A 23510-nucleotide genomic window follows, 5' to 3' on the forward strand; every position below is an offset into this window, starting at 1 on the left:
GGCGTCTCGCGATATATTTTTGCAAACACATCCCTAGCCAAGCCTCGCGCACCGTTATATTTGTCGAAATATGTCGCTATTTGTGGGGAGAATTAAATGGCCACCAGCCGACGCCGATGGATCAAACTTGCAACCGCCGCCCTTTCCGCTGCATGGCTGGGCCTTTCGACCGCACCTGTACCGGCGCTCGCTGCCGACAAGATCGTGGTTTTTGCCGCCGCCAGCATGAAAAACGCGCTCGACAACGCCGACGCCGCCTTCACCAAGGAAACCGCCAAGGAAGTGGCCGTCTCCTATGCGGCGAGCGGCCCACTTGCCAAGCAGCTTGAAAACGGCGCGCCGGCCGATGTCTTCATCTCCGCCGACACCAATTGGATGGATTATGTCGCGAGCAAGAAACTGATCAAGGACGATAGCCGCGTCAACCTGCTGGGTAACAAGCTCGTTCTCGTCGCCGCCAAGGACAAGGCGAAGCCGGTCGAGATCAACCAGGGCCTCGATCTTGCTAACCTGCTTGGCGACGGCCGGCTGGCGATCGGCCAACCGGAATCGGTTCCAGCGGGCAAATACGGCAAGACGGCGCTGGAAAAGCTCGGCCTATGGTCCTCGGTCGAAAAGAAGATCGCCGGCGCTGAAAGCGTGCGCGCCGCCCTCGCCCTGGTTTCGCGCGGCGAAGCCCCCTATGGCATCGTCTATCAGACCGACGTGTCCGCCGATCCCGGCGTTGCCGTTGTCGGCACTTTCCCGGCCGACAGCCATCCGCCGATCGTTTATCCGATCGCCATCACCAGCGGCAGCAAGAACCCGGATGTACAAGCCTATTTCGATTTTCTGAAATCGGCTAAGGCTGTTCCCTTCTTCGAGCATGAGGGCTTTACGGTTCTGAAACGGTGAGAATTGTCACCGCAAGTCAGGCATGAAGGTTCAATCATCGGGCTCGCCGGCCGCGGCGAGCCTGAGATGTTTCAAGGGGCGGAAATTGGACGCATTCGGTTTGAGCAGTGACGAATGGATGGCGATAGGACTCAGCCTGCGCGTTTCGGTCGTCGCCATGCTGGTCAGCCTGCCCTTCGGCATCGGCGCAGCACTTCTGCTTGCGCGCGGACGCTTCTGGGGCAAATCGATCCTCAATGGTCTCATCCATCTGCCGCTGATCCTGCCGCCCGTCGTCACCGGCTTCATCCTCCTCATCCTCTTCGGCCGTAAAGGACCGATCGGCGCGCTTTTCGAACAATATTTCGGGCTCGTCTTCTCCTTCCGCTGGACGGGCGCCGCACTTGCCTGCGGTGTCATGGGCTTTCCGCTGATGGTCAGAAGCATCCGTCTGTCGGTCGAAGCGGTCGACCGCAAGCTGGAGGAAGCAGCCGGCACATTGGGCGCCAGCCCCTTCTGGACCTTTGTGACCGTGACGCTGCCGCTGATCCTGCCGGGCATCATCGCCGGCATGATCCTCTCCTTCGCCAAGGCCATGGGTGAATTCGGCGCCACGATCACCTTCGTTTCCAACATTCCCGGCGAGACGCAGACGCTATCGTCTGCCATTTATACCTTCACCCAGGTTCCAGGCGGCGATGCCGGCGCCATGCGGCTCACCATCGTCGCCATCGTCATTTCCATGGCGGCGCTGCTTGCCTCGGAATTCCTCGCCTATCTGGCCGGCCGCAGAGTGGATTTCGAATGACGCTCGCGGTCGATATCCGTCACCGCCTCGGCGCCTTTACGCTGGAGGCCGCATTCACGTCCGATGGCGGCGTGACGGCCCTTTTCGGCCGCTCCGGCTCCGGCAAGACGTCGATCATCCGCATCATTGCCGGCCTCACCCGGCCCGATCACGGCCGCGTCAGTCTTGGCGATACCGTTCTTGCCGATAGCGACAAGCAGATCTTCGTACCACGCCACCGCCGGCGCTTCGGCTATGTCTTCCAGGAAGCGCGGCTGTTTCCGCACCTTTCCGTGCGGCAGAACCTCAGTTACGGCCGCTGGTTCGCACCTAAAGGTGAGCGCCACGAAAGTTTTGACGGCGTCGTCGACCTCCTCGGCATCGGCGATCTGCTCGACCGGCGTCCGGCCAAACTTTCCGGCGGCGAAAAGCAGCGTGTCGCGATCGGCCGCGCGCTGCTCTCTTCGCCGCGGCTGCTGCTGATGGATGAGCCGCTTGCTGCGCTGGACGAGGCCCGCAAGGCGGAAATCCTTCCCTATCTCGAGCGGTTGCGCGACGAGACGAAGATACCGATCATTTATGTCAGCCACTCGATCGCCGAGGTGGCGCGCCTTGCCAGCCGCGTCGTCGTCATACGCGACGGCAAGGTCGAGACGATCGGCGCCGCCGTCGACATCTTCAGTCAGCTCTCCGGCCCTCTGGCGGCCGACCGCCGCGAAGCCGGCGTGCTGCTGGAAGGCCGCGTTGAGGCGATCGACGATAACAATCATCTCACGGTCGTAGCCCTGAGGGCGGCAAGACTGATCGTACCGGGACAGGCAGCCGCGGTCGGCAAGACCGTGCGCGTCCACATTCCCGCTCGCGACGTCATGCTGGCGACAACCAGGCCCGAAGGCCTCAGCGCCCTCAATATTCTCGACGGCGAAGTGCTGGGGATCGGCACGGCAGCCGATGGAACGGCGGAGATCAGGGTCGATTGCGGCGGCGACACGGTGCTTGCGCGCATCACGCAATTTTCCGCCGAACGGCTGGGGTTGCGGGTCGGCCTGCCGATCCATGCCGTCATCAAGACCGTGGCGCTCGAACATTAGTCAGGATTTTTCGCAGAAGCATCCGCCGAGCTGCGATTGGCTTCGAGCCAGTTCAAATCATCGGCTATCGCCGCGCGCAAGGTAGCTTCCATGCCGCGGAACCGCCGCAGCAATTCCTCGCCGAACGGTGTCAGGGCCGCCCCGCCGCCCTTCTGGCCGCCGCGCTGCGATTCGACCACCGGTTCGCGGAACATGTGATTGAGTTCGCTGATAAGCAGCCAGGCGCGGCGATAGGACATATCCATCGCGCGGCCGGCGGCCGAGATCGAACCCGTTTCCCGAATATGTTCGAGGAGCTCCATCTTGCCGCGTCCGAGCCTGTCCTGCCCCGGAAAGCTGATGCGGAGGATGGGCTCCAACGGTGGCTGCGGAGCATCTGTCATGGCGTCTGTAAGCAATTGATATCTCCATGATCTATACGTGGCCTTCGTCCGGCTGTACATGCCGGCGGAGATGGACAAGCGGCTGAGGCCGCCTATCTGATCTTCAAGAAAAACGCATTGGCGTGCCGGGTGCGGATCGCGCCAAGCTCGGGATTTGAAGGAAGAAATCGATGCCGGCCTATATCATTTCCGATGTCACCGTCAGGGATGCCGAAGCCTTCGAGACCTACCGAACCCGCGCTGCCGCCTCCATAGCGCTTTATGACGGACACTACTTAGTCCGTGGCGGCGCGATCGAGCGACTGGAGGGCGATTGGTCGCCGCAAGCGATCGTGATCGTGGAATTTCCGGATGTGGAACGAGCGAGAGCCTGGTATGGCTCGCCGGAATATGCGCAAGCTCTTGAGGTTCGCGATCAGGCCCTCAGCCGCAATCTCATTCTGGTCGACGGAGTGAGCTCGACGAGCTGATTTTTGGCCTTCGCGACGAATATTCACCCATATCTGGCGCGAAAACGCCCTATTCGGACACAAAACCTTATCTTCAAGGCCTCAAGAACGCCCTCAGCGTCTTGAAACCTTAATGCTTTGATGCCTATCTTTGTCTTGTGATCGACTCAGATCATCGATGTGCATGTTCTGTTACTCAAGGAAGGAAGAGCACTGACAACAGTACACGCCAAGGGAAGAACGCCTGTCGTTATCCCGAAGAGCTCGGAACGTGGCGCTGATGCCGCCGCCCGCGCCCTGCAAGCCGTCCTCGCAAGCCTCGAGGACTCCAAGGCCGAAAATATCGTCACCATCGACATTGCTGGCAAATCTGCGCTTGGAGATTACATGGTCGTCGTCTCCGGCCGATCGAACCGCCATGTCCTGGCGATTGCCGACCATCTTATGACCGATCTCAAGGACGAGGGCTTCGGCAATGCCCGCGTCGAGGGTCTCGATGGCGGCGACTGGGTGTTAATCGACACCGGCGACATCATCGTTCATGTCTTCAGACCCGAGATCCGCGAGTTCTACAACATCGAAAAGATGTGGGCAGCACCCGATCTCGACGAAGGCACGCTGCACTAGCGGATGACCGCATTTTCAGGGAAACCGCGCAACGGCTTTCCGTCCGGAATGCGGTATGATCCAAGGGCGCCTTCCCGGCCCGGTGCGCAACTTTTTGATCGCCGGAGATGAGCCTCCGGTAAAAGGTTTGTTTGCGCCGCCGTGACGGCGGATAGGCTTGGGAGCGGGAATGCGGATAGGTCTTTTTGCGGTGGGACGGCTGAAAGCCGGACCAGAAAAGGATCTTGCGGCTCGCTATCTCGACCGTTTCGCCAAAGCCGGACCGGCTATCGGCCTGGAAATGGCGCGCATGACCGAGGTTGCCGAAAGCCGAGCCTCCAACAGCGAGACCCGCAAGCGCGAAGAAGCGGGGCTGCTGCAGAAGGCACATCCCGAAGGCGGCGTCCTCATTCTTCTCGACGAACGCGGCAAGGCGCTCGACAGCGAAGCCTTTGCCGCCATGCTCGGGACCTACCGCGATCAGGGCAAGCGCGACCTGACGATCGCCATCGGCGGCGCCGACGGCCTCGACCCCGCCCTCTACGACAAGGCCGACATGACTATTTGTCTTGGCAAGCTGACCTGGCCGCATCAGCTCGTGCGCATCCTGATTGCCGAACAGCTCTACCGCGCAGTGACCATCCTCTCCGGGCACCCCTACCACCGGGTGTGAACGCCGACCCAGCTTCGAAAACAGTTTGGCTTTCGGTCTTTTTGCGTTAACGAAACGCTCACACAGGCGTGTTTTGATTCCCGCCCTCAAAATGACGATTCTTCCTGGATGATCGCGGCAAATCAGCTTATTTTGCACGATCCGAAGGGACCAGGCCGAACCGACTGGATGAGAAAAGCCCCGCCCATGCTTTCGCGTATCGTGCTGCCAGCTTTGGCGGCAACGCTCGGCATGGGCGTCTATATGACGGGCCCTTTCTCCCAGGAGGGCGTCGCAGTCGCCCAGGAAGCCAATGCCGTCGCGCCGCAGGCACCCGAAGATCGCCCTTTGACGACGGCCTCCACGCCGCCGTCTGTGCAGGAGGCGCCCGACCCGGCAGCGGACCTTGCCCGCAAGCGCGACGAGACCCGCGCGGAGCTCGATGCGCTTTCCAAGACGATCAGCCTTTCTTCCGACAAGACGAAGGAATTGGAAGACAGCATAGCCTCTCTCGACAAGAGCACCGAAAGCCTACGCCAGGCGTTGATCGACAGTGCCGCCCGCCGCAAGGACCTGGACCGCAAGATCCAGCAGAGCGAGAAGACGCTGACGGACCTCGCCGTCAAGCAGGACAAGATCCGCGCCTCGCTGCATGAGCGTCGCGCCCTTCTTGCCGAGGTTCTCGGCGCGCTGGAGCGCATGGGGCGCAATCCGCCGCCGGCACTGCTGGTGACGCCCGACGACGCGCTTGCCTCGGTGCGCAGCGCCATTCTTCTGGGCGCCGTGGTGCCCGGAATGCGCAAGGAGACGGACAAGCTCATTGCCGATCTGACCGATCTCAGCAAGTTGCAGGCCGACACGGCGGCCGAAAAAGCCAGCTTCACCACCACCATGACCAACAGTCTGGAGGAAGAGCGGCGCATGGATCTGCTGATTGCGGAGAACGATAAACATAGCAAGGAAAATGCCACCCAGCTCGAAGCGGAACGCAAGCGCGCACAAGAGCTGGCAGGCCAGGCGACCAGCCTGGAAGGGCTCGTCGCCTCTCTCGAAAGTCAGATCGGCTCCGTGCGCGACGCCGCCGCTGCCGCCCGTGCGGAAGAGGCGCGCCGGGCGCAGATGACCGAACAGCAGCGCGAGCAGGCGAAGGCTCTTGCCGAGAGCGGCGTGCCCGATAAAAACCGCATTACGCCCGCATATCCATTTTCAGACCTGAAGAAAAAGTTGGAGCTGCCCGTGGCGGGCGATATTCTCCGCCAGTTCGGCGACGACGATGGCACTGGCCACACCGCGATGGGTTTGACGGTCGCGACCGGCCCGGAAGCGCTCGTCACCGCTCCCGCCGACGGCACGGTCGTCTATGCCGGCGCGTTTCGCAGCTACGGACAGATGATCATCCTGGATACGGGCGACGGCTACCACATGGTGCTGTCGGGCATGGACGCGATCAAGACGCGCCCCGGCAGATTCGTCTTTGCCGGCGAGCCGCTTGCCACCATGGGCCAAAAAAGAGTCGCGAGCGCGACCGCATTGGCGCTGGAAACGGATCGGCCAACGCTTTACATTGAATTCCGAAAAGATGGAAAACCAGTCGATTCTCGGCCCTGGTGGACCTCCAAAGACACTGGAAAGGCACGCAATGATACGTAGGGCTTCTCTTGTTCTCGTCGGCGCATTGATGGGTGCGACCGCGATGAGCGTTATCTACTCGGCGGTAGCGCCGGCGGAAGCCGCTGGCACTTCCACCTACAAGGAGTTGTCGATTTTCGGCGACGTCTTTGAGCGTGTCCGCGCGCAGTATGTGACGCCTCCGCAGGAGGATAAGCTCATCGAAGCCGCCATCAACGGCATGCTGTCTTCGCTGGATCCGCATTCGAGCTATATGAATGCCAAGGATGCGGAAGACATGCGCACCCAGACCAAGGGTGAATTCGGCGGTCTCGGCATCGAAGTGACGATGGACAACGATCTCGTCAAGGTCATCACCCCGATCGACGATACGCCTGCTGCCAAGGCCGGCGTGCTTGCCGGCGACTACATCACCGCCATCGACGGCCAGTCCGTTCGTGGCCTGAAGCTGGAAGACGCCGTCGAGAAGATGCGCGGCCCGGTCAAGACGCCGATCAAGCTCACGCTGATGCGCAAGGGCGTCGACAAGCCGATCGAACTCACCGTCATCCGTGATGTCATCGCCGTTGCCGCCGTCAAATCGCGCGAGGAAGGCGGGGATGTCGGCTATATCCGCATCATCTCCTTCACCGAAAAGACAACGCCGGACCTCGAGGCCGCGATCGCCAAGATCAAGAAGGATATCCCGGCCGACAAGCTGAAGGGCTATGTCCTCGATCTGCGCCTCAACCCGGGCGGCCTGCTCGACCAGGCGATCAATGTCGCCGACGACGTACTCGAGCGCGGCGAGATCGTTTCGACCCGCGGCCGCAACCCGGACGAGACCCGCCGCTTCAATGCCACCCCGGGCGATCTGACTGATGGTAAGCCGATCATCGTGCTCACCAACGGCGGCTCGGCTTCCGCTTCGGAAATCGTCGCCGGCGCCCTGCAGGATCTGCGCCGTGCTACTGTGCTTGGCACCCAGTCCTTCGGCAAGGGCTCCGTCCAGACGATCATCCCGCTCGGTGACGGCAACGGCGCGCTCCGCCTGACGACTGCACTCTACTATACGCCGTCGGGCCGTTCGATCCAGGGCACGGGCATCACGCCGGACATCAAGGTCGACCAGCCGCTGCCGGATGATCTCAAGGGCAAGCTGACGACGGAAGGCGAATCCAGCCTGCCGGGCCACATCAAGGGCCAGAGCGAAACCGACAAGGGTTCCGGCTCTTCGGCCTATGTACCGCCGGATCCGAAGGACGATATCCAGCTCAACTACGCGCTCGACCTGCTGCGTGGCGTCAAGACCGATCCGGCCTTCCCGCCGAACCCCGAAAAGGCGGTTTCCTCCAAGTAAGGATTGGCGCCGGGCTGGAAACAGACCGGCGCTTTCATAATGAGGAGCGAGGTAGGCATATTGTTCCGCTCCTCCCGATCAGCTTCTGAATCCGACGTGGTTCAGAAAGAGTTTTGTTCATGTTTTAGCACTTTGAGTGCCGCGGGCATTTTTCCGCTTCGCCGTGAGCGATATGCTCGTCGCCGATACAGTTTCCGCTTGGGGTGGATTGAAACTTGGGAACGGATTTGCATGCACCGTTGGGACAGAATCGCAGCACCGGCCGCCGGCGGCGTCCCATTCCCTTCGGGCGCATTCTCGGCGGCTGTTGTCTCATCGCGATCGCCGGCTTTTCTCTCTATTCGGCGCTGATGCGCGACCCCTTGCAAAAGAGTCAGCCCGTCGAAACGGCAAAGAAGGAAGACCCGGCACCTGCGGCCGAAACCAAGCCGGCTGCGACCGAACAAAACGGCCAAGCCGGATTGACCCAAGTCGATCCGCAATCCGGCGCCAATACCACCCGCGTCGTTACCGGCGATGGTTCGGTCGTCACTATGTTCAGCCCCAGCAATCGCGATGGCAACGGCCCGGTACTGATCAATGCCAATCAGGTGGGCCAGGATCCGCGCATGGCGGCAACGCCGAACGAGAGCCTGCTGGAAGATTCGCCCTTCGGCAAGCTGCCGATTACCTCGCCAAGCGGCCTGAGGCCGATGGATCAATATGCGCGCCCCTGGTCGGGCGCGCGCGGCCCCCGCATCGCCATCGTCGTCAGCGGCCTTGGACTGAGCCAGACCGGCACGCAGCGCGCCATCGAAAAGCTGCCGGAGGAAATCACCCTTGCCTTTGCCGCCAGCGGCAACAGCCTGCAGCGCTGGATGCAGGAAGCAAGGCGCGGCGGCCACGAGATCCTCATTCAGGTGCCCTTCGAGCCGTTCGACTATCCCGGCAACAATCCAGGTCCGGATACGCTGCTGACCTCGCTGTCATCAGCGAAAAACATCGAGAACCTACACAAGGCGATGGGCAAGATCACCAATTATACCGGCGTCATGAACTATCTCGGCGGCCGCTTCCTTGCCAATCCAGGCGCCATGGAACCCGTGCTGCGCGACATCGGCAAGCGCGGCCTGCTGTTCCTGGACGACGGCTCATCCGCTCAATCGAAGTCCGGAATGCTTTCCAAAACGCTTGAGGTGCCGCACGCTTTTGCCGATATCCAGCTCGATGGAGAGCTGCAGCAGGACGCAATCCTCAGGAAACTTGACGAACTAGAGCGCATCGCCCGCCGCAATGGTTCGGCAATCGGCGTCGCTTCCGCCTTCGACGAAAGCGTCGACGCCATCAGCAAATGGAGCGAGGAGGCCGCAATGCGCGGTATCGAAGTCGTCGCGGTCTCGGCGCTTGCCGAGGATCCCAAACACCCCTGACCCGGAGAGAAAGATGAGCACGCCCCACGCGACCGTGAAAGCCGAAGACCTGCCCTACCGCCCCTGTGTCGGCATCATGGTCTTGAACCGCAATGGGCTGGTCTGGGCCGGCCGCCGCATTCCGGTCGGCAATTCCGAATATGATGGCTCTCCGCAGCTCTGGCAGATGCCGCAGGGCGGTATAGACGAGGGCGAGGATCCTCTGAAAGCGGCCTATCGCGAACTATACGAGGAAACGGGCATCAAAACCGTGACCCTGCTGGCGGAGGCCAGGAACTGGATCAACTACGATCTGCCGCCGCAGCTGATCGGCATCGGCCTCAAGGGGAAATATCGCGGCCAAACTCAGCGCTGGTTCGCGTTCCGCTTCGACGGCGACGAGAGCGAGATCGCCATCAATCCGCCGCCGGGCGGCCACGAGCCGGAATTTGATGCATGGGAATGGAAGTCTATGGCGTCACTTCCCGACCTGATCGTTCCCTTCAAACGCTCGGTCTACGAACAGGTGGTTTCAGAATTCAGCCACCTTGCCGGCCTGAAGGTCGAAGACTGAAGAAGAAGAAGACCGGCGGCAAATCATCCGGTTTCGTAAAGCAATTTGGGGAAACTACGGGGCGGCTTTCCGTCGAATTGCGGGAATAAAGGATGGAGCGGCTCAGAGATTCCGTGAAAGCTGAACCGCTCTGGGATGTCGCTTATTCCGCAGAATCAGCGGAGTCGGCATTAAGCTGGCCGTATTTGGCTTCGCCGATCTTGCCGAGCAGTTCAAGCTGGGTTTCGAGGAAGTCGATATGGCCTTCCTCGTCCGCCAGAAGCTCTTCGAACAGCTTCATGGACACATAGTCACCGGCATCGTGGCAGATATCGCGCGATTTCTTATAGGCCGTGCGGGCATCATATTCGCCGGCCAGATCAGCTTCGAGCACTTCCTTGACGTTCTGACCGATGCGCAGCGGCGCGAGCGTCTGCAGGTTGGGATGACCTTCGAGGAAGATGATGCGGGCGACGAGGCGATCGGCGTGCTGCATCTCCTCAATGGATTCTGCGCGCTCTTTCTTGGCGAGCTTGGTGTAGCCCCAGTCTTCGAGGAGTCTGTAGTGAACCCAATATTGGTTGACCGCGCCCAGCTCGAGGAAGAGTGCCTCGTTAAGCCGCTCGATGACCTTTTTGTCGCCTTTCAATGTCCGCTCTCCTGTTGTCTTCATGGAATTTTTTCAGGCGGGACATGAAATCAAAGATTTCCGCTTCCGTCGAGTGGCGACGGGCATGATAATCTTGGGTTGTCTGTATAATAATATCAACGACATTCGGGAAACAGCCGCAGCAACGGCCGCGCTTTTCCATCGCGTGATAAACTTTTGCCGGAACGATGAGCTGCCAACAGTCCTGATCGAGGAGTTCGTTGATGACGTCCCGGATTTCTTTTTCGGTGATGTAATTACAACTGCAAACCAGCATTCTTCGCTCGGCCCGTCAAACATGACATCTGCTGTCTTGTTATCTGCTAAAGAAGACGCTCTTTGTCAAGAAAGAAACGATTCGAATCTTCTCTGCCGGCTGAGCTCCAACGTTTTCGCCGGGTGCCAAGCCGCAATCTCAATGGAAATTGCGGCCCCGCGGCATCACCCTCGCCGTTTCGGCACCATGGCTGCGGCCTTCCGCCGATGCCCCCGCACCCGATCCGCGTGGCGGGAGGGCTGACGTTTTTTGCCTGTGATCCATGGTCGGTCGAAGGGCCTCATCCGCCCGATCGCTGACGCCGAAACGCCGCGCCTCGCGCTGCAGAATACCGAGCGCTGACGTCATATCCTCGATATGATCGACAACGACATGGATGACGCCGCTCTCGCTCTGCAGCCGGCCACGGATCTTCACCAGCCGCGCCCCCATGACGATGGCGCGGTATCTCTCGAACTTTTTCCGCCAGACGATCGCATTGGCGACGCCGGTTTCATCCTCCAGCGTCATGAAGATCACCCCCTTGGCCGAACCCGGACGCTGGCGCACCAGCACCAGCCCGGCGATCGTCACCATCCGGCCGCTGGCGATACCGGGCAAATCCCGGCTTTGCACGATCCCCTGCCGGGCGAAATCGGCGCGCAGGAAGGAAACCGGATGCGCTTTCAAGGATAGCGACAGATAGCGGTAATCCTCGATGACCTGCTCACCCGGCAGCATTTCCGGCAACACGACAGCCGGTTCGACCTGGAGTTCCGCATGGTCGCCGAGATCGAAGAGGGGGAGCTTTTCGGCGGCACTTCCGGCATCGAGCGCCCGCACCGCCCATAGCGCCTCGCGGCGGCTGAGGCCGACGGAGCCAAATGCATCCGCATCCGCCAGGCGCTCGATCTGCGCCTTGGCAAGTCCGGATCGCAGCCAGAGATCGCGCACGGACCGATAGCCATCGCCGCGACGCTCGACAAGCTGCTTCATCTCGTCTTCGGACAAGCCCTTGACCTGACGGAAGCCGAGACGGACGGCGCATTGCGTCTTGATGATCCCGCGCATCAATGCGTGACGCGGCTCGACCGAGCTGCGGTCGAAGGATGCCTTCTCCAGCAGGCAATCCCAGCTGGAACGATTGATATCCACCGGCCGCACCTCGACGCCATGCTCGCGCGCATCCCGCACCAGCTGCGCCGGGGCATAGAAGCCCATCGGCTGCGAATTGAGGATCGCCGCACAGAAGACATCGGGATAATAGGCCTTGAGCCAGGACGAGGCATAGACGAGCAGAGCGAAGGAGGCCGCATGGCTTTCGGGAAAGCCATATTCGCCGAAACCTTCGATCTGGCTGAAACAGCGTTCGGCAAAGTCCTGAGGATAGCCTTTCGCGACCATGCCCGAAACTAGATCCTTCTTGAATTCGTCGACCCTTCCCGTCCGCTTGAACGTCGCCATGGACCGGCGCAGCCGATCGGCCTTGGCCGCAGAAAATCCGGCTGCAGTAATGGCGATCTGCATCGCCTGTTCCTGAAACAGCGGAACCCCTAAAGTTCGCTCCAGAACAGCCTTCAACTCCGGACGATGATATTCGATCGGCCGCTTGTGTAGATCGTCCTCCCGCCGCTTGAGGTAAGGATGAACCATGTCGCCCTGAATGGGACCGGGCCGGACGATCGCCACCTCGATGACTAGATCATAGAATTTGCGAGGCCGCAGACGCGGCAGCATGCTCATCTGCGCCCGGCTTTCGATCTGGAAGACGCCGATCGTATCGGCGCGGCAAATCATGTCATAGACCGGGAATCGGTCGGGATATTCACCGCTGCCAAGGTCGGCAAGTTGTTTTTTCACGTCGTAATGCAGCAACAGCAGGTCGAAAGCTTTGGCGAGACAGGTCAGCATGCCGAGCGCGAGCACGTCGATCTTCAATATGTTGAGATTGTCGAGATCGTCCTTGTTCCACTCGATCATGTAGCGATCGTCCATCGCCGTATGCATGATCGGCACCACTTCATCCAGCCGATCCCGAGTTATGACGAAGCCGCCGACATGCTGGGTCAGATGCCGCGGAAACCCCATCAGCGTCGAGGCATAGGAAAGGACGTTGCGTGTCGTCTTATCCTTGAGATCGAGGCCGGCAATCTTCGCCTCGCGCTCGGACAGCTCCTCCGTCGACCAGCCCCAGACGCCGCTCGCAAGAGCCGATTGCACGTCCTCCGACAGACCGAAGGCTTTCGCCACTTCGCGGCCGGCCGAGCGCGCCCGATAGCTGGTGACCGCCGCCGTCAGCCCGGCATGCTCCTTCTTGTAATGCCTGTAGATGAACTGGATGACTTCTTCACGCTTCTCGTGCTCGAAATCGACGTCGATATCGGGCGGCTCCTCGCGCTCCGTCGAGATGAAGCGCTCGAAAAGCAGGCTTGTTATTTCGGGATTGACCTCGGTAATCCGCAGGCAATAACAGACCGTCGAATTGGCCGCCGATCCACGCCCCTGGCATAGGATATTCGCACTGCGGGCAAACTCCATGATACGGTGCACCGTCAGGAAATAAGGCTCATATTGCCGCTCGCGGATGAGCTTGAGCTCATGGTCGATCTGCGTCGAGACCTTTGAGGGGATCCCTTCGGGAAAGCGCCATCTGGCGCCCTCCCACGTCAGCCGCTTCAGCGTTTCCGCAACGGGCTCGCCGTCATTGCTTTCATCGGGATAATTGTGTTTCAGCTCATCCAGCGAAAAAGAAAGCCGGCTAAAAAACTTCTGCGTATTGGCGATAGCCTTGGGATAATCCCTGAAGAGGCGCGCCATCTCGGCGGCGTCCTTCATATAGCGTTCGGCATTGGCCGCCAGCCTGAAGCCGGCCTCGGCGACCGGCACATGCTCGCGGATGGAAACGACGATGTCGGCAAGCGGCTTGCGCTCGGTCGCATGATAGAGCGGCTGGTTGCTGGCGATCAGCCGCACGCCATTGCGCTGCGCAAGAATGGAAAGCGTGGCAAAGACCATCCGATCCCGCCCGTCATAGGCTGGCGACAGGACCATGTGGAACTTCCTGCCAAAGCGCATCCATAGCCGCTTCAGACATTGTTCCAGCTTTGCCTGCTCCTCCGGCGTCTCGGTACTTCCGGCATCGGGAACGAGCGCCAGCATCATCTCGTCACCCCATTCCACGAGATCGCTTTCATTGAGGATGCATACGCCTTTTTCGCCGCGCAGATTACCGGCGCTCAGCAGCCGGCAGAGATGCGCCCAGCCCGTGCGGTTTTCCGGATAGGCAAGAATGTCGGGGGTGCCGTCCGAAAACACCAGACGGGCGCCAGGCTGGAAACGAACCGGCTCCAAAAGAAGCTCTTCCGGCTCGCCCTTGGCGCGCCGCTCCAGGTTCTTCTCAATACCCTCCTTGTATTTTTCCTTGAGAAGTTTGGTATGCGCATGCGCCTTGACGACGCCGGCAACCGAATTGCGGTCGGCGATCCCAAACCCCGACAATTTCAGGATGGCGGCCTGCGCCACCACTTCCTCCGGATGCGAGGCACCTTCAAGAAAGGAGAAATTCGTTCTCACCCCGATCTCGAAGAAGGGTATGGGTTCGTGAAAGCTCGGGCGCGCGTTCATGCGAAGACTCCGTGCATATACCAGTCAGGCGGCATCTCGGTCTGACCATAGAGGCCCTTGCGGAACAGCCAGAAACGATGGCCTTCTTCATCCTCGATCTGGAAATAATCGCGGGCAGGTCCTGGCCTTTCTTCGAGCCACCATTCCGCCGAAAGCCGCTCCGGCCCTTCGGCCCGGCTGACCCGATGCATGACCCGCCGCCAGCGGAACTGCCGGGGAGGGCCGTCGGGCACTTCGGCAGCAATGGTTTCGACCAGCTCCGGCATGCGAAACAGCCGCAGCGGCCGCTCGCCGCGGAAGAAGCCGTGGCCGGCATCTTCCCTGCCTGCGCGCCGCTTCGAGGCGAGGATGGCCATGGCCGGCAGCGGCCGCACGGCCCGTTCGGGAATATGGCTCTGCCGCAGCTCGAACCCTTGCAGGCAATCCGGTCCCAGCCGTGCAGCCACGCGATCCACAAAGGCGGCAAGAGATCCTTCCTGGCGGTCTTCTCCGACAAAATCGCCTTGCATGGCATCGAAGGGCGCATGCTGAAGCACATTGAGGCGGATGATTTCGAAACCGTAGCCGACATCGAGATCGTCATGAATGGCGCCGAAGCGCTCCGTGAACAGGCTGGCGATCCGGCTTGGCTCCCGCAGCGGCTGCGACGCGCCGGCGGCGATGCGGAAGACCGCACCGTCCACACGGAAGAGCAGGAGCTCGAAGGAACGACCGCCGATGCCGCGGGCTTCCAGTCCCGGCTTCAGGGTTTCGGCAAGCTGGCGTGCAAGCTGCAGAATATCCTCTTCCGCCTGCACCGGTTCGGCCAGCCTGCGCTCGGCCGACAATTGCGCGATCGGCCGGCGCGGGGAGATCGGCTCCTCGATGAGACCAATGGCCTGATCGAGCCGCAGCAGCAGCTGCGCACCGAACCGGCGGGCAAGCGGCGCCCGCGGAGCAGCCAGAAGATCGCCCACCTGCTTCAGGCCCATCTTCTGCAAGGCCGCAACAGTCTCCTCGCCAAGCCGAAGACATGCGACCGGCAGCGGTGCCAATGCTTCTTCCATGGCTTCCGAAGGAACGATACGGCTGTCATCAAAGCGGGCAACGGCCCAGGAGAGGCCAGGTGCGGAGGAAATGGCGCCACGCACATCGAGACCCAGCCGGGAAATCCGGATCAGGATGTCCTCGAGCAGCGCCTCTTCGCCGCCGAAGAGATGGGCGCAGCCGGTAATATCGAGAAACAGACCGTCCTTGCCGTCGATCGCCACCAGCGGCGTATAGCGGTCGCACCAGTCGGCGATCGCTTCCAGAAGCTTGCGATCTGCAGCCGGATCCTCCTCGACCACATCGAGATCGGGACAGATCGCCTTTGCCTCGGCCACGCCCTGACCCTGTTTCAAACCGATCATTTCAGCCCGTTCGTTGAGGGCGCTCAGTCGCATGGCATTGTTGAGCTTGCCGGCACAGGCGAGCGGCGGCGCTTCAAGCCTGCCTGTCGAACGCCAGGACAGACCCCAGCGCTTGCGCGCGATCCGGTCGGTCGGCAGATGCGGAAAGGTCAGCGCCAGAATGCGCTGCGTGTTTGCCGGGAAAGGCAGGGCGTCGAGTGTCGAGGATAGGGGCAAAGCGGCGGTCATGGGCATTCCACTCCAGGGTTACGGAAAGAGGCGCCGGGTTTCGGCTCTTTTCCAAGGTCAGACGAAAGGCCGGGTGACCGATGCTGCCGCCAAGCACCGATCCGTCCGGCAGGGGCCGCGCCTGCGCCGGCGCGGGTTCGACCGAAAAGCGGAAGAGGGCGCTGCTTGCTTCCTCCTCGCCTCCCTGTCGCAATAGAAACAAAGGCCGTCCCGCCGCTTTCGCCCTCAGCGCCAGTCGCCGGCTTTCGGTCAGGCCGAAACGGGCGGGGTTGCCGCGCACTTCCAGAATGACGACGGCAAAGGCAGCACTGCCAAGGCCTGCTTCCGCCACCCAGAGCGCATCGTCGAGCTTGCGCGGCGACGCCTGCAGGAAAGCCTGAGGCTCCAGCCCGAAATCGCCGATGCCGATGGCATAGGGCAGGCCGGCCTCCATCGTAGCCACCGTATCGCCGATCCACAGGACCGGAGACTTGGCCGCGGTCGTATCCGATGCTCGCGCATGCAGCCGCGCCGCAAGCGCAAGGGCAAAACCGCTCGCCGCCCCGGCATCGCGCAAACCGAGCGATCGGATTTCCGTCAGCGCATCGAGCGGCAGACCGCCTTGCAGCGCCGCATCGAGCTCCTCGACGCCGATCGGAAGGAGCAACTGTTCAAGCATAGGCTGAGCAGGCAGGGCCTTCGCAATACCCGCCCCCGCCCTCGCCGGCTTGTCTGCCAGCGTCTCATGCGCCGCAGCCGCCAAGGCCGGGATCGGCCTGCCTTCCAGTCGGGCAATGGTTTCACGCAGGGCAAAAAGCGTTTCCCGCGCCACGGCAGCCTCGGCCATGACGTTCACTCCAGATCGATAATGTTCCTGTTATGTTCTTATGGATTCCAGAGCTTGCGAAAAGAGTCAACACCATTTCATGAGAAAATATTCCTCTGCCTCAATCTACTCTCGTAAAAGCAGCGCAAAGTCTCTATATGACCAGCCAAGGAAGGAATATTCATGGCTCGCGTTGACCAGAGCGAAGATTGGCGGGATCGCCACTCTCCCTCCATCAGCACATTCGAATCCCTGGCAATGGAGGCTTACAGCCACCTGCCGGAAGAATTCCGCTCGCTTACGGGCAACCTCGTCATTCTCATCGAGGATTTCCCCGATGACGAAGTGTTCGAGGATATGGCGCTGGAAACACCCTTCGACCTGCTCGGTCTCTTCGAAGGCCGCGGCATCTCGGAGCGCTTTACCGCCCAGACCGGCGACATGCCCAACAAGATCCGCCTCTATCGCCGGCCGATCATCGACTATTGGGCTGAGAACGACGAAACTCTCGGCGACATCATCACCCATGTCCTGATCCACGAGATCGGCCACCATTTCGGCCTGAGCGACGAGGACATGGAGCGCATCGAGGCAAGCGCCGAGGAAGCGACGGATCGCTGACGCATTTCACAGGCGAAAATCGCTGACTGGAAAGAAGGAAAATCCGACGGTTATTCGCCGGGATGAAGCCTTTGCTGGCGCCGATCGTTCCAATCGTTGACGAATACGACCACCCACCCCAGCGCCGCAATGACAAAGGGTAAGATAAAGAAAAAGAAGATGGCTGCGCTATTCATAGTTTCAGCAGCGGCACCATTCACCGCTGAAACCACGGGGGCAATCAGACCCGCAGCAATGCAAGCGGTAGACGCCCGCGCATTGGCCAATAATTTGGTGCGTTCGTTGTGGACGAGGGTAATGACGGCTTGTTCTGCTTTTCTTCTGGATCACTGCTCCGAAAGCTTCATCTCCGGATCGTAATCCTTGCCGGCCACGTCCTTGACGACGGCCTGGCCGCATTCCATCCGCCCGCTTGCAGAATTGAAGCCATAGGTCGGCGAGCCGTATAGCTCCCAGCCCTTGTTCAGCGCCGCACTCACCTTGTGGCAGAAGGAAGCGTCATCGGGACCGGTAAGGAAGCGGTAGAGTTTCATCAAGGCATCTTTCTGGCTGGCCGGACAATTTGATACTTAGGCCTCAGTGCGGGGCGCTGCCGCAGCGCCCGGAGAGCGCTGCTCGATCAGACGAGCTTTATGAATGAGTCTTTCCGCCTGGACAAGGTGCAGCCGTTCCACCATCCGCCCGCCAAGGTTCACGACATTCAGGGTGCCGGCGCCCGGCTCTGCGAAGGCTGATATGATGGCTTCGGCCTCGGCAATGGCAGCCTCAGCCGGGCCGAAATGCCGGTTGGCAGCCTCGATCTGGCTCGGATGGATCAGCATCTTGCCGGCAAAGCCCATGGCGCCACCCTGGCTGCATTCGGCCGTGAATGCCTCAGCATCCTTGAAATCGTTGAAGACGCTGTCGATCGCCTCGAGCCCATAGGCACTGACGGCAAGCACCACCTGCATCAGCCAGGGCACGACATAGGTGCGGCCGGGCTGCGGCAGGACACCCGTTTCCTTCCTGAGATCGTTGAGGCCAACGACGAAACAATCGAGCCGGCTCCCTGCGGTACGCCCGGCTTCGGCGATCGCCGCCGCATTCAGGACGCCGCGCGGCGTCTCGATCATCGCCCAGATACGCAAGTCTTCCGGCGCATCGGCTTCCGTGAGCCGATCGCTGACATCGGTCACGTCCTGCGGCTCGTCCACCTTCGGCAGCAGTACCGCATCCGGCTCCAGCTCCGCCACCAGCGCCAGGTCCTCGGCGCCGAAATTGGAGGAAAGCGCATTGATGCGGATGATCCGCTCCTTGCCGGGAAGCGGGGAGGCGGCAAAAAAGGCCCGCAGATTCTCCCGCGCCTCGGCCTTTTTCTCCGGCGAAACCGAATCCTCGAGATCGAAGATGACGGCATCGCAATCCAGGCTCGAAAGCTTGTCCAGGGCGCGGCGGTTGATGGCGGGAACGCTCAAAACCGAGCGGCGCAGACGAGCGGTACGGGAAGGGGGGTTTTGGCTCGCAGATTGGCTCATTATGCCGTTTTGCCGCGCTTTTAATCGACAGGCAAGTCAACAAAAAGCCATGCTCCTCTTGCAGATGACAGAGATGAGGACCACATTGCATGATGTAGAGAGGTCTCGACCATGCAGAATATTCGTTCCCTGTTCATCGCGCTTGCCGGTATCACCGTGTTTGCGGCAATGGCGCTGCTTACCGTTTCGGTCACGCTCGCCGTCGGCGCTATCCTCACCGTGCTGATGGCAGCCCGCGCGATTTCGCTGCGCATGAAACCGGCACCGGTGCGCGCCAAGGCGAAGACGAACGGCCAGCGCGAAATGCGCGTCTGGAACGACGGTCGCGGCACGATTATCGACCTCTGAGATTGAAAGTGGGGCAGGGCGGCCCATTGCCGGCCGCCGGTACCCATTTGCCCGGCCCATGCTATGTGCTGAAGGGCGAAGACGGCCATAGCGCCGCATTTTAGAGCACTTCCAAGATTCTCCTTCATTTCGGGCCGGATTTGCTCTATTGGCAGGATAATTCGTGCTTAGACGAGAATGAAGGCAGGACCCCCATGGACAAGTTCGTGAAGTTGACCGGTGTCGCAGCACCCCTCCCGGTCGTCAATGTCGATACCGACATGATCATCCCGAAGGATTATCTGAAGACCATCAAGCGCACGGGTCTCGGCAAGGGGCTCTTTGCGGAAGCCCGGTACAATGAAGACGGTTCTCCGAACCCGGATTTCGTGCTGAACAAGCCGGCCTACCAGAACGCGAAGATCCTCGTCGCCGGCGACAATTTCGGCTGCGGCTCCTCGCGCGAACACGCTCCCTGGGCGCTGCTCGACTTCGGCATCCGCTGCGTCATCTCGACGAGCTTCGCCGACATTTTCTATAACAACTGCTTCAAGAACGGCATCTTGCCAATCAAGGTCAGCCAGGAAGATCTCGACAAGCTGATGGACGACGCCTCGCGCGGCTCCAATGCCATCCTGACGGTCGATCTGGAAAACCTCGAAATCACCGGCCCCGACGGCGGTTCGCTCAAGTTCGAACTCGACGAATTCAAGCGTCACTGCCTGCTGAACGGCCTCGACGATATCGGCCTGACGCTGGAAAAAGCCTCCGCGATCAGCGATTTCGAAAAGACCAACGCCGCATCGCGCCCCTGGGCCGCCTGATCCGTCTTTCCACTCTCGCATGTTTCGAAGCCGGGCCTTGCGCCCGGCTTTTTCATGCCGGGAGGACCCCTTCTCCCACCTGTGGCAGGGCCATTGCATATGAGCCGGATCGACATGGGAAACCCTTCTCCCCAACGGGGAGAAGGGACGCGGCAACGACTTCAGTTCAATATGCGATTGTCCCGCCGCCTGCGGGAAGAGGGGACTATTCCGCAATTTCCGCATTTCAGGAGCGGGAAACGCAAATCCCGCGAAAATAGCACAAACACCATCTTTCCCACCCGCTGTAATATGATCGACAAGAAGGGGGTTCATACAGGCGTGCCGAGACCTTCGGGCCTCTTCTCCCGCCCTTAAATCTTCTCCACGCAATGGAGCCTCTCCATGACCTCCCTTCCCATTGTCGGCGCCGCCATGACGCTCGACGACGTCGAAATCCATCGCAACTGGCTCCTCGAAAAGCCGCGCGACCTGGAGCTGCAGAGCTTCGTCGAAGCCGAAATCCTGAACGGCGACTGGGCTCCCCTGGCCGAGCGCGCCCGCAAGCTGCTCGACGGCCATCAGGGCCGCCTCGGCATCCACGGCCCGTTCTGGGGCTTCGTCATCGCTTCGCAGGATCCGGACATCCGCGCGGTCGTCACCAAGCGCCTGCTACAGGCGCTCCACGTCTGCGCCAATATCGGCGCCACGCAGATGGTCATCCATAGCCCCTATACGTCGTGGTCCTACAACAATCTCGACAACAACAAGGGCGAGCGCGAAAAGATCATCGAATACACGCATCTGACGCTGAAAGAAGCCGTCAAGCGTGCCGAAGACATCGGGCTGACCATGGTCATCGAGAACATCGAAGACAAGGATCCCCATATCCGCATCGGCCTCGCCGACAGCTTCAACTCGCCCGCCGTCGCCGTTTCGATCGACACCGGCCATGCCCATTACGCCCATGGCTATACCGGCGCTCCGCCGGTCGATTATTACGTCCACGCCGCCGGCAATCGCCTGCAGCATGTCCACCTGCAGGATGCGGACGGCTATGCCGACCGTCACTGGAGCCTTGGCGAAGGCAGCATCCACTGGCGCGCCGTCTTTGCCGCCCTTGCCAAGCTTGACAGCAATCCGCGTCTGATCATCGAGATCAAGGACAAGTCGAAGATCCCGGCGTCGGCAGCCTATCTCGCTTCGCTCGGGTTGGCGGAGTAAGGATAAACAACACAAGTCACCCGCCCTCGTGATTCAAGGGCGGGTGGTTGCCCCCAAAGCCCGAAAACCGTACCGTTTCGGCCTCTTCCTCGCTTGAAAAGCCGCATTTGCAGGTCTAAAAACCCCGCAACTTTTTCTTTCGCGGAGGCTTCCCATGACAGTGCGCAATCTTTTCCTCCTGCCGGGCGACGGCATCGGCCCCGAGGCCATGGGCGAAGTTCGCAAGATCATCGCCTATATGAACGAGGCGAAGAATGCCGGCTTTGTCACGGATGAGGGCCTTGTCGGCGGCAGCGCTTACGATGCGCATGGCGCTGCCATTTCCGAAGAGGACATGCAGAAGGCGCTTGCCGCCGACGCCGTACTCTTCGGCGCCGTCGGCGGCCCGAAGTGGGATAGCGTGCCTTACGAAGTGCGGCCGGAAGCCGGCCTGCTGCGCCTGCGCAAGGATCTGCAGCTCTTCGCCAACCTTCGCCCGGCCATTTGCTACCCGGCGCTGGCATCGGCCTCGTCGCTGAAGCCGGAATTGGTCGAGGGTCTCGACATCCTGATCGTGCGCGAGCTCACCGGCGGCGTCTATTTCGGCGAGCCGAAGGAAATTATCGACCTCGGCAACGGCCAGAAACGCGGCATCGACACCCAGGTCTACGACACCTACGAGATCGAGCGCATTGCCGGCGTCGCCTTCGAACTGGCGCGCACCCGCAACAACCGCGTCTGCTCGATGGAAAAGCGCAACGTCATGAAATCGGGCGTGCTCTGGAACCAGGTCGTCACCGCCACGCATAAGGAAAAATATTCCGACGTGCAGCTCGAGCATATGCTCGCCGACGCCGGCGGCATGCAGCTCGTGCGCCAGCCGAAGCAGTTCGACGTCATCGTGACGGACAACCTGTTCGGCGACATGCTGTCTGACGTCGCCGCCATGCTCACCGGCTCGCTCGGCATGCTGCCCTCGGCTTCGCTCGGCGCCCCCGACGCCAAGACCGGCAAGCGCAAGGCGCTCTACGAACCCGTGCACGGTTCCGCCCCCGATATCGCCGGCAAGGGCATTGCCAACCCGATCGCGATGATCGCTTCCTTCGCCATGTGCCTGCGTTACTCCTTCGGCCTCGTCGCCGACGCCGATGCGCTGGAAAAGGCGATCGCCAACGTGCTCGACAGCGGCATCCGCACCGGCGATATCATGTCGCCTGGCAGCCGCCAGGTCGGCACGGCAGAAATGGGTGACGCCATCCTCGCCGAATTCAAGGCTCTGTCGGCATAATCCTTGAGCAGAAATCGCCTGCTATATTTCACGTGAAACACGAAGCCCCGTTTTGCAAGAAAATCGGGGCTTTTCTTGTGAACGGCACGTCTCAGTTCGAGATCGCCGCGAAGACCTGTCACCGAATTTTAGAAAAACTGTAACAACACTCTGCTACCTGTCGCATTGATTGGAAATCGACATAGGTACCGGTTATGCAGGCGATCTTGACGTCTCTCGACAGACGTTGGCGGCGAAGCAATGCGGCTTTTGCACCATCCCGTTGGAAAATTTGTCTTTTTCTGACCACCAATGTCGTTCTTATCTCGGCTCTCCTGTTTGATTGGCCCGTCGGCGCCACCCTTAAAAGCCTATCGCCCTCCCTCCGCTTCGTCGGCGGAATGCTGACCGATTTTGGCGATTCCGGATGGATCCTTCTCCTCAGCGCCTTCCTGTTTTTCGAAGGTTGGGCTGGCAGCAAGCTGCTGCATTCGCAGCGCTGCCGCTGCCAGGCCCTGCGCATCTGCCAGATCGGCGGCTATCTCCTGACCAGTGTGGCGCTTTCGGGCATCCTCGCCAATTTGCTGAAGCGCGCCATCGGCCGCGCCCGCCCGACGCACTTTGCCGATTGGGGACCCTTCGGCTTTTCGCCCTTCAATGGCCGTGCCAGCTTCGAAAGCTTTCCCTCCGGCCACGCCACGACCATCGGCGCCCTGTTCGTGGCGTTTGCCTTTCTGTTTCCGCGCTATCGCTACATCTTCGCCGCTTGCGCCCTCTGGCTTGCGATCACCCGCGTTATCGTCGGCGCCCATTACCCGAGCGACGTCATGGCTGGCCTGGCGCTCGGCGGCTGGTTTTCCTTCATAGTAGCCATCGTCTATTCGCGCTACGGCCTGCTCTTCCGTATCGACGCCGCCGGCTGGCCGACGCCGCGCTTGCCGCTCTTCAAAAGCAGCAAGCTGCGACAGGTCGATTCCTGAGCCCATCGCGGCTGCATCGCAAAGGTTGCCAAGGCTCTCGTGCATTCATATATCTGGCAGGGCAGGGATGACCGAAGGCGGTCAACCCGATT

At 60.8% G+C, this 23510-nt stretch carries 24 protein-coding genes; 16 read left to right on the plus strand and 8 right to left on the minus strand.

Annotated elements, in window-relative coordinates:
* Positions 1-96 precede the first annotated feature (96 nt).
* From modA to modC, 3 genes are all read left to right on the plus strand, one after another.
* Positions 97-894: a molybdate ABC transporter substrate-binding protein gene (gene modA, locus C7U61_RS18785; protein ID WP_106999589.1), complete on the plus strand. Its 798-nt coding sequence runs from the start codon at positions 97-99 to the stop codon at positions 892-894.
* Positions 895-979: 85 nt separating this feature from the next.
* Positions 980-1681: a molybdate ABC transporter permease subunit gene (modB, locus tag C7U61_RS18790; RefSeq protein WP_106999682.1), complete on the plus strand. Its 702-nt coding sequence runs from the start codon at positions 980-982 to the stop codon at positions 1679-1681.
* Positions 1678-2751 (plus strand): molybdenum ABC transporter ATP-binding protein, encoded by a 1074-nt coding sequence (gene modC / locus C7U61_RS18795; RefSeq protein WP_106999590.1) that lies wholly within the window; start codon positions 1678-1680, stop codon positions 2749-2751. The genes modB and modC overlap by 4 nt, the downstream gene beginning before the upstream one ends.
* Here modC and C7U61_RS18800 read toward each other — a convergent pair.
* Positions 2748-3134 carry a winged helix-turn-helix domain-containing protein gene (locus C7U61_RS18800; RefSeq protein ID WP_106999591.1) on the minus strand — a complete coding sequence of 129 codons (387 nt, stop codon included), beginning with the start codon at positions 3132-3134 and terminating at the stop codon, positions 2748-2750. The two genes, modC and C7U61_RS18800, sit on opposite strands and share 4 nt — an antisense overlap.
* Positions 3135-3304: 170 nt before the next feature.
* Here C7U61_RS18800 and C7U61_RS18805 point away from each other — a divergent pair, with 170 nt between their 5' ends.
* The 7 genes from C7U61_RS18805 to C7U61_RS18835 all read left to right on the plus strand — a co-directional run bounded on the left by C7U61_RS18805 (position 3305) and on the right by C7U61_RS18835 (position 9771).
* Positions 3305-3604 carry a DUF1330 domain-containing protein gene (locus C7U61_RS18805; RefSeq protein WP_106999592.1) on the plus strand — a complete coding sequence of 100 codons (300 nt, stop codon included), beginning with the start codon at positions 3305-3307 and terminating at the stop codon, positions 3602-3604.
* Positions 3605-3763: 159 nt separating this feature from the next.
* Positions 3764-4210 carry a ribosome silencing factor gene (rsfS, locus tag C7U61_RS18810; RefSeq protein WP_069611404.1) on the plus strand — a complete coding sequence of 149 codons (447 nt, stop codon included), beginning with the start codon at positions 3764-3766 and terminating at the stop codon, positions 4208-4210.
* Positions 4211-4379: 169 nt separating this feature from the next.
* Positions 4380-4862 carry a 23S rRNA (pseudouridine(1915)-N(3))-methyltransferase RlmH gene (gene rlmH, locus C7U61_RS18815; protein ID WP_047634055.1) on the plus strand — a complete coding sequence of 161 codons (483 nt, stop codon included), beginning with the start codon at positions 4380-4382 and terminating at the stop codon, positions 4860-4862.
* Positions 4863-5048: 186 nt separating this feature from the next.
* On the plus strand, positions 5049-6491 hold the full coding sequence (locus tag C7U61_RS18820) for a murein hydrolase activator EnvC (protein ID WP_245410837.1): 1443 nt from the start codon (positions 5049-5051) through the stop codon (positions 6489-6491).
* On the plus strand, positions 6481-7809 hold the full coding sequence (locus tag C7U61_RS18825; protein ID WP_106999593.1) for a S41 family peptidase: 1329 nt from the start codon (positions 6481-6483) through the stop codon (positions 7807-7809). The genes C7U61_RS18820 and C7U61_RS18825 overlap by 11 nt, the downstream gene beginning before the upstream one ends.
* A gap of 215 nt (positions 7810-8024) precedes the next feature.
* Positions 8025-9218: a divergent polysaccharide deacetylase family protein gene (locus C7U61_RS18830; RefSeq protein ID WP_106999594.1), complete on the plus strand. Its 1194-nt coding sequence runs from the start codon at positions 8025-8027 to the stop codon at positions 9216-9218.
* A 13-nt stretch (positions 9219-9231) separates the two neighbouring features.
* Complete coding sequence (locus C7U61_RS18835) at positions 9232-9771, plus strand: RNA pyrophosphohydrolase (protein ID WP_106999595.1); 540 nt, start codon at positions 9232-9234, stop codon at positions 9769-9771.
* A 142-nt stretch (positions 9772-9913) separates the two neighbouring features.
* On the opposite strand, the gene bfr is transcribed toward C7U61_RS18835, so the two are convergent.
* The 5 genes from bfr to C7U61_RS19700 all read right to left on the minus strand — a co-directional run bounded on the left by bfr (position 9914) and on the right by C7U61_RS19700 (position 16724).
* Entirely contained in the window at positions 9914-10399 is a 486-nt protein-coding gene (bfr, locus tag C7U61_RS18840; protein ID WP_069611399.1) for a bacterioferritin, read from the minus strand.
* Positions 10365-10676 (minus strand): (2Fe-2S)-binding protein, encoded by a 312-nt coding sequence (locus C7U61_RS18845; RefSeq protein WP_245410838.1) that lies wholly within the window; start codon positions 10674-10676, stop codon positions 10365-10367. The genes bfr and C7U61_RS18845 overlap by 35 nt, the downstream gene beginning before the upstream one ends.
* Before the next feature lie 138 nt (positions 10677-10814).
* A complete protein-coding gene (locus C7U61_RS18850; RefSeq protein WP_106999596.1) occupies positions 10815-14279 on the minus strand; it encodes an error-prone DNA polymerase in 3465 nt (1154 codons plus the stop codon).
* Positions 14276-15703 (minus strand): DNA polymerase Y family protein, encoded by a 1428-nt coding sequence (locus C7U61_RS18855; protein WP_245410843.1) that lies wholly within the window; start codon positions 15701-15703, stop codon positions 14276-14278. Before C7U61_RS18855 ends, C7U61_RS18850 begins: the two co-directional genes overlap by 4 nt.
* A 40-nt stretch (positions 15704-15743) precedes the next feature.
* Positions 15744-16724 carry a hypothetical protein gene (locus tag C7U61_RS19700; protein ID WP_245410839.1) on the minus strand — a complete coding sequence of 327 codons (981 nt, stop codon included), beginning with the start codon at positions 16722-16724 and terminating at the stop codon, positions 15744-15746.
* 162 nt (positions 16725-16886) lie between these two features.
* Between C7U61_RS19700 and C7U61_RS18860 the strand changes: the two genes are divergently transcribed.
* On the plus strand, positions 16887-17324 hold the full coding sequence (locus tag C7U61_RS18860) for a metallopeptidase family protein (RefSeq protein ID WP_106999598.1): 438 nt from the start codon (positions 16887-16889) through the stop codon (positions 17322-17324).
* A 326-nt stretch (positions 17325-17650) separates the two neighbouring features.
* On the opposite strand, the gene C7U61_RS18865 is transcribed toward C7U61_RS18860, so the two are convergent.
* The gene (locus tag C7U61_RS18865; protein WP_106999599.1) at positions 17651-17857 is read right to left on the minus strand and encodes a DUF1737 domain-containing protein; all 207 of its coding nucleotides are present in this window, start codon (positions 17855-17857) and stop codon (positions 17651-17653) included.
* Positions 17858-17893: 36 nt separating this feature from the next.
* Positions 17894-18838 (minus strand): CoA ester lyase, encoded by a 945-nt coding sequence (locus C7U61_RS18870; RefSeq protein ID WP_106999600.1) that lies wholly within the window; start codon positions 18836-18838, stop codon positions 17894-17896.
* A 111-nt stretch (positions 18839-18949) separates the two neighbouring features.
* Between C7U61_RS18870 and C7U61_RS18875 the strand changes: the two genes are divergently transcribed.
* The 5 genes from C7U61_RS18875 (at position 18950) to lpxE (ending at position 23418) form a co-directional block, all read left to right on the plus strand.
* A complete protein-coding gene (locus C7U61_RS18875) occupies positions 18950-19186 on the plus strand; it encodes a hypothetical protein (RefSeq protein WP_106999601.1) in 237 nt (78 codons plus the stop codon).
* 194 nt (positions 19187-19380) lie between these two features.
* On the plus strand, positions 19381-19989 hold the full coding sequence (gene leuD / locus C7U61_RS18880; protein WP_106999602.1) for a 3-isopropylmalate dehydratase small subunit: 609 nt from the start codon (positions 19381-19383) through the stop codon (positions 19987-19989).
* A 384-nt stretch (positions 19990-20373) separates the two neighbouring features.
* Positions 20374-21192 carry a sugar phosphate isomerase/epimerase family protein gene (locus C7U61_RS18885; RefSeq protein WP_106999603.1) on the plus strand — a complete coding sequence of 273 codons (819 nt, stop codon included), beginning with the start codon at positions 20374-20376 and terminating at the stop codon, positions 21190-21192.
* Positions 21193-21346: 154 nt separating this feature from the next.
* Positions 21347-22459: a 3-isopropylmalate dehydrogenase gene (gene leuB / locus C7U61_RS18890; RefSeq protein WP_106999604.1), complete on the plus strand. Its 1113-nt coding sequence runs from the start codon at positions 21347-21349 to the stop codon at positions 22457-22459.
* Positions 22460-22653: 194 nt separating this feature from the next.
* Positions 22654-23418: a lipid A 1-phosphatase LpxE gene (gene lpxE, locus C7U61_RS18895; RefSeq protein WP_106999605.1), complete on the plus strand. Its 765-nt coding sequence runs from the start codon at positions 22654-22656 to the stop codon at positions 23416-23418.
* The last annotated feature ends 92 nt before the right edge of the window (positions 23419-23510 follow it).

It is taken from the genome of Rhizobium sp. JAB6, from assembly GCF_003024605.1.
In the GTDB taxonomy this organism is placed as follows: Bacteria; Pseudomonadota; Alphaproteobacteria; order Rhizobiales; family Rhizobiaceae; genus Rhizobium.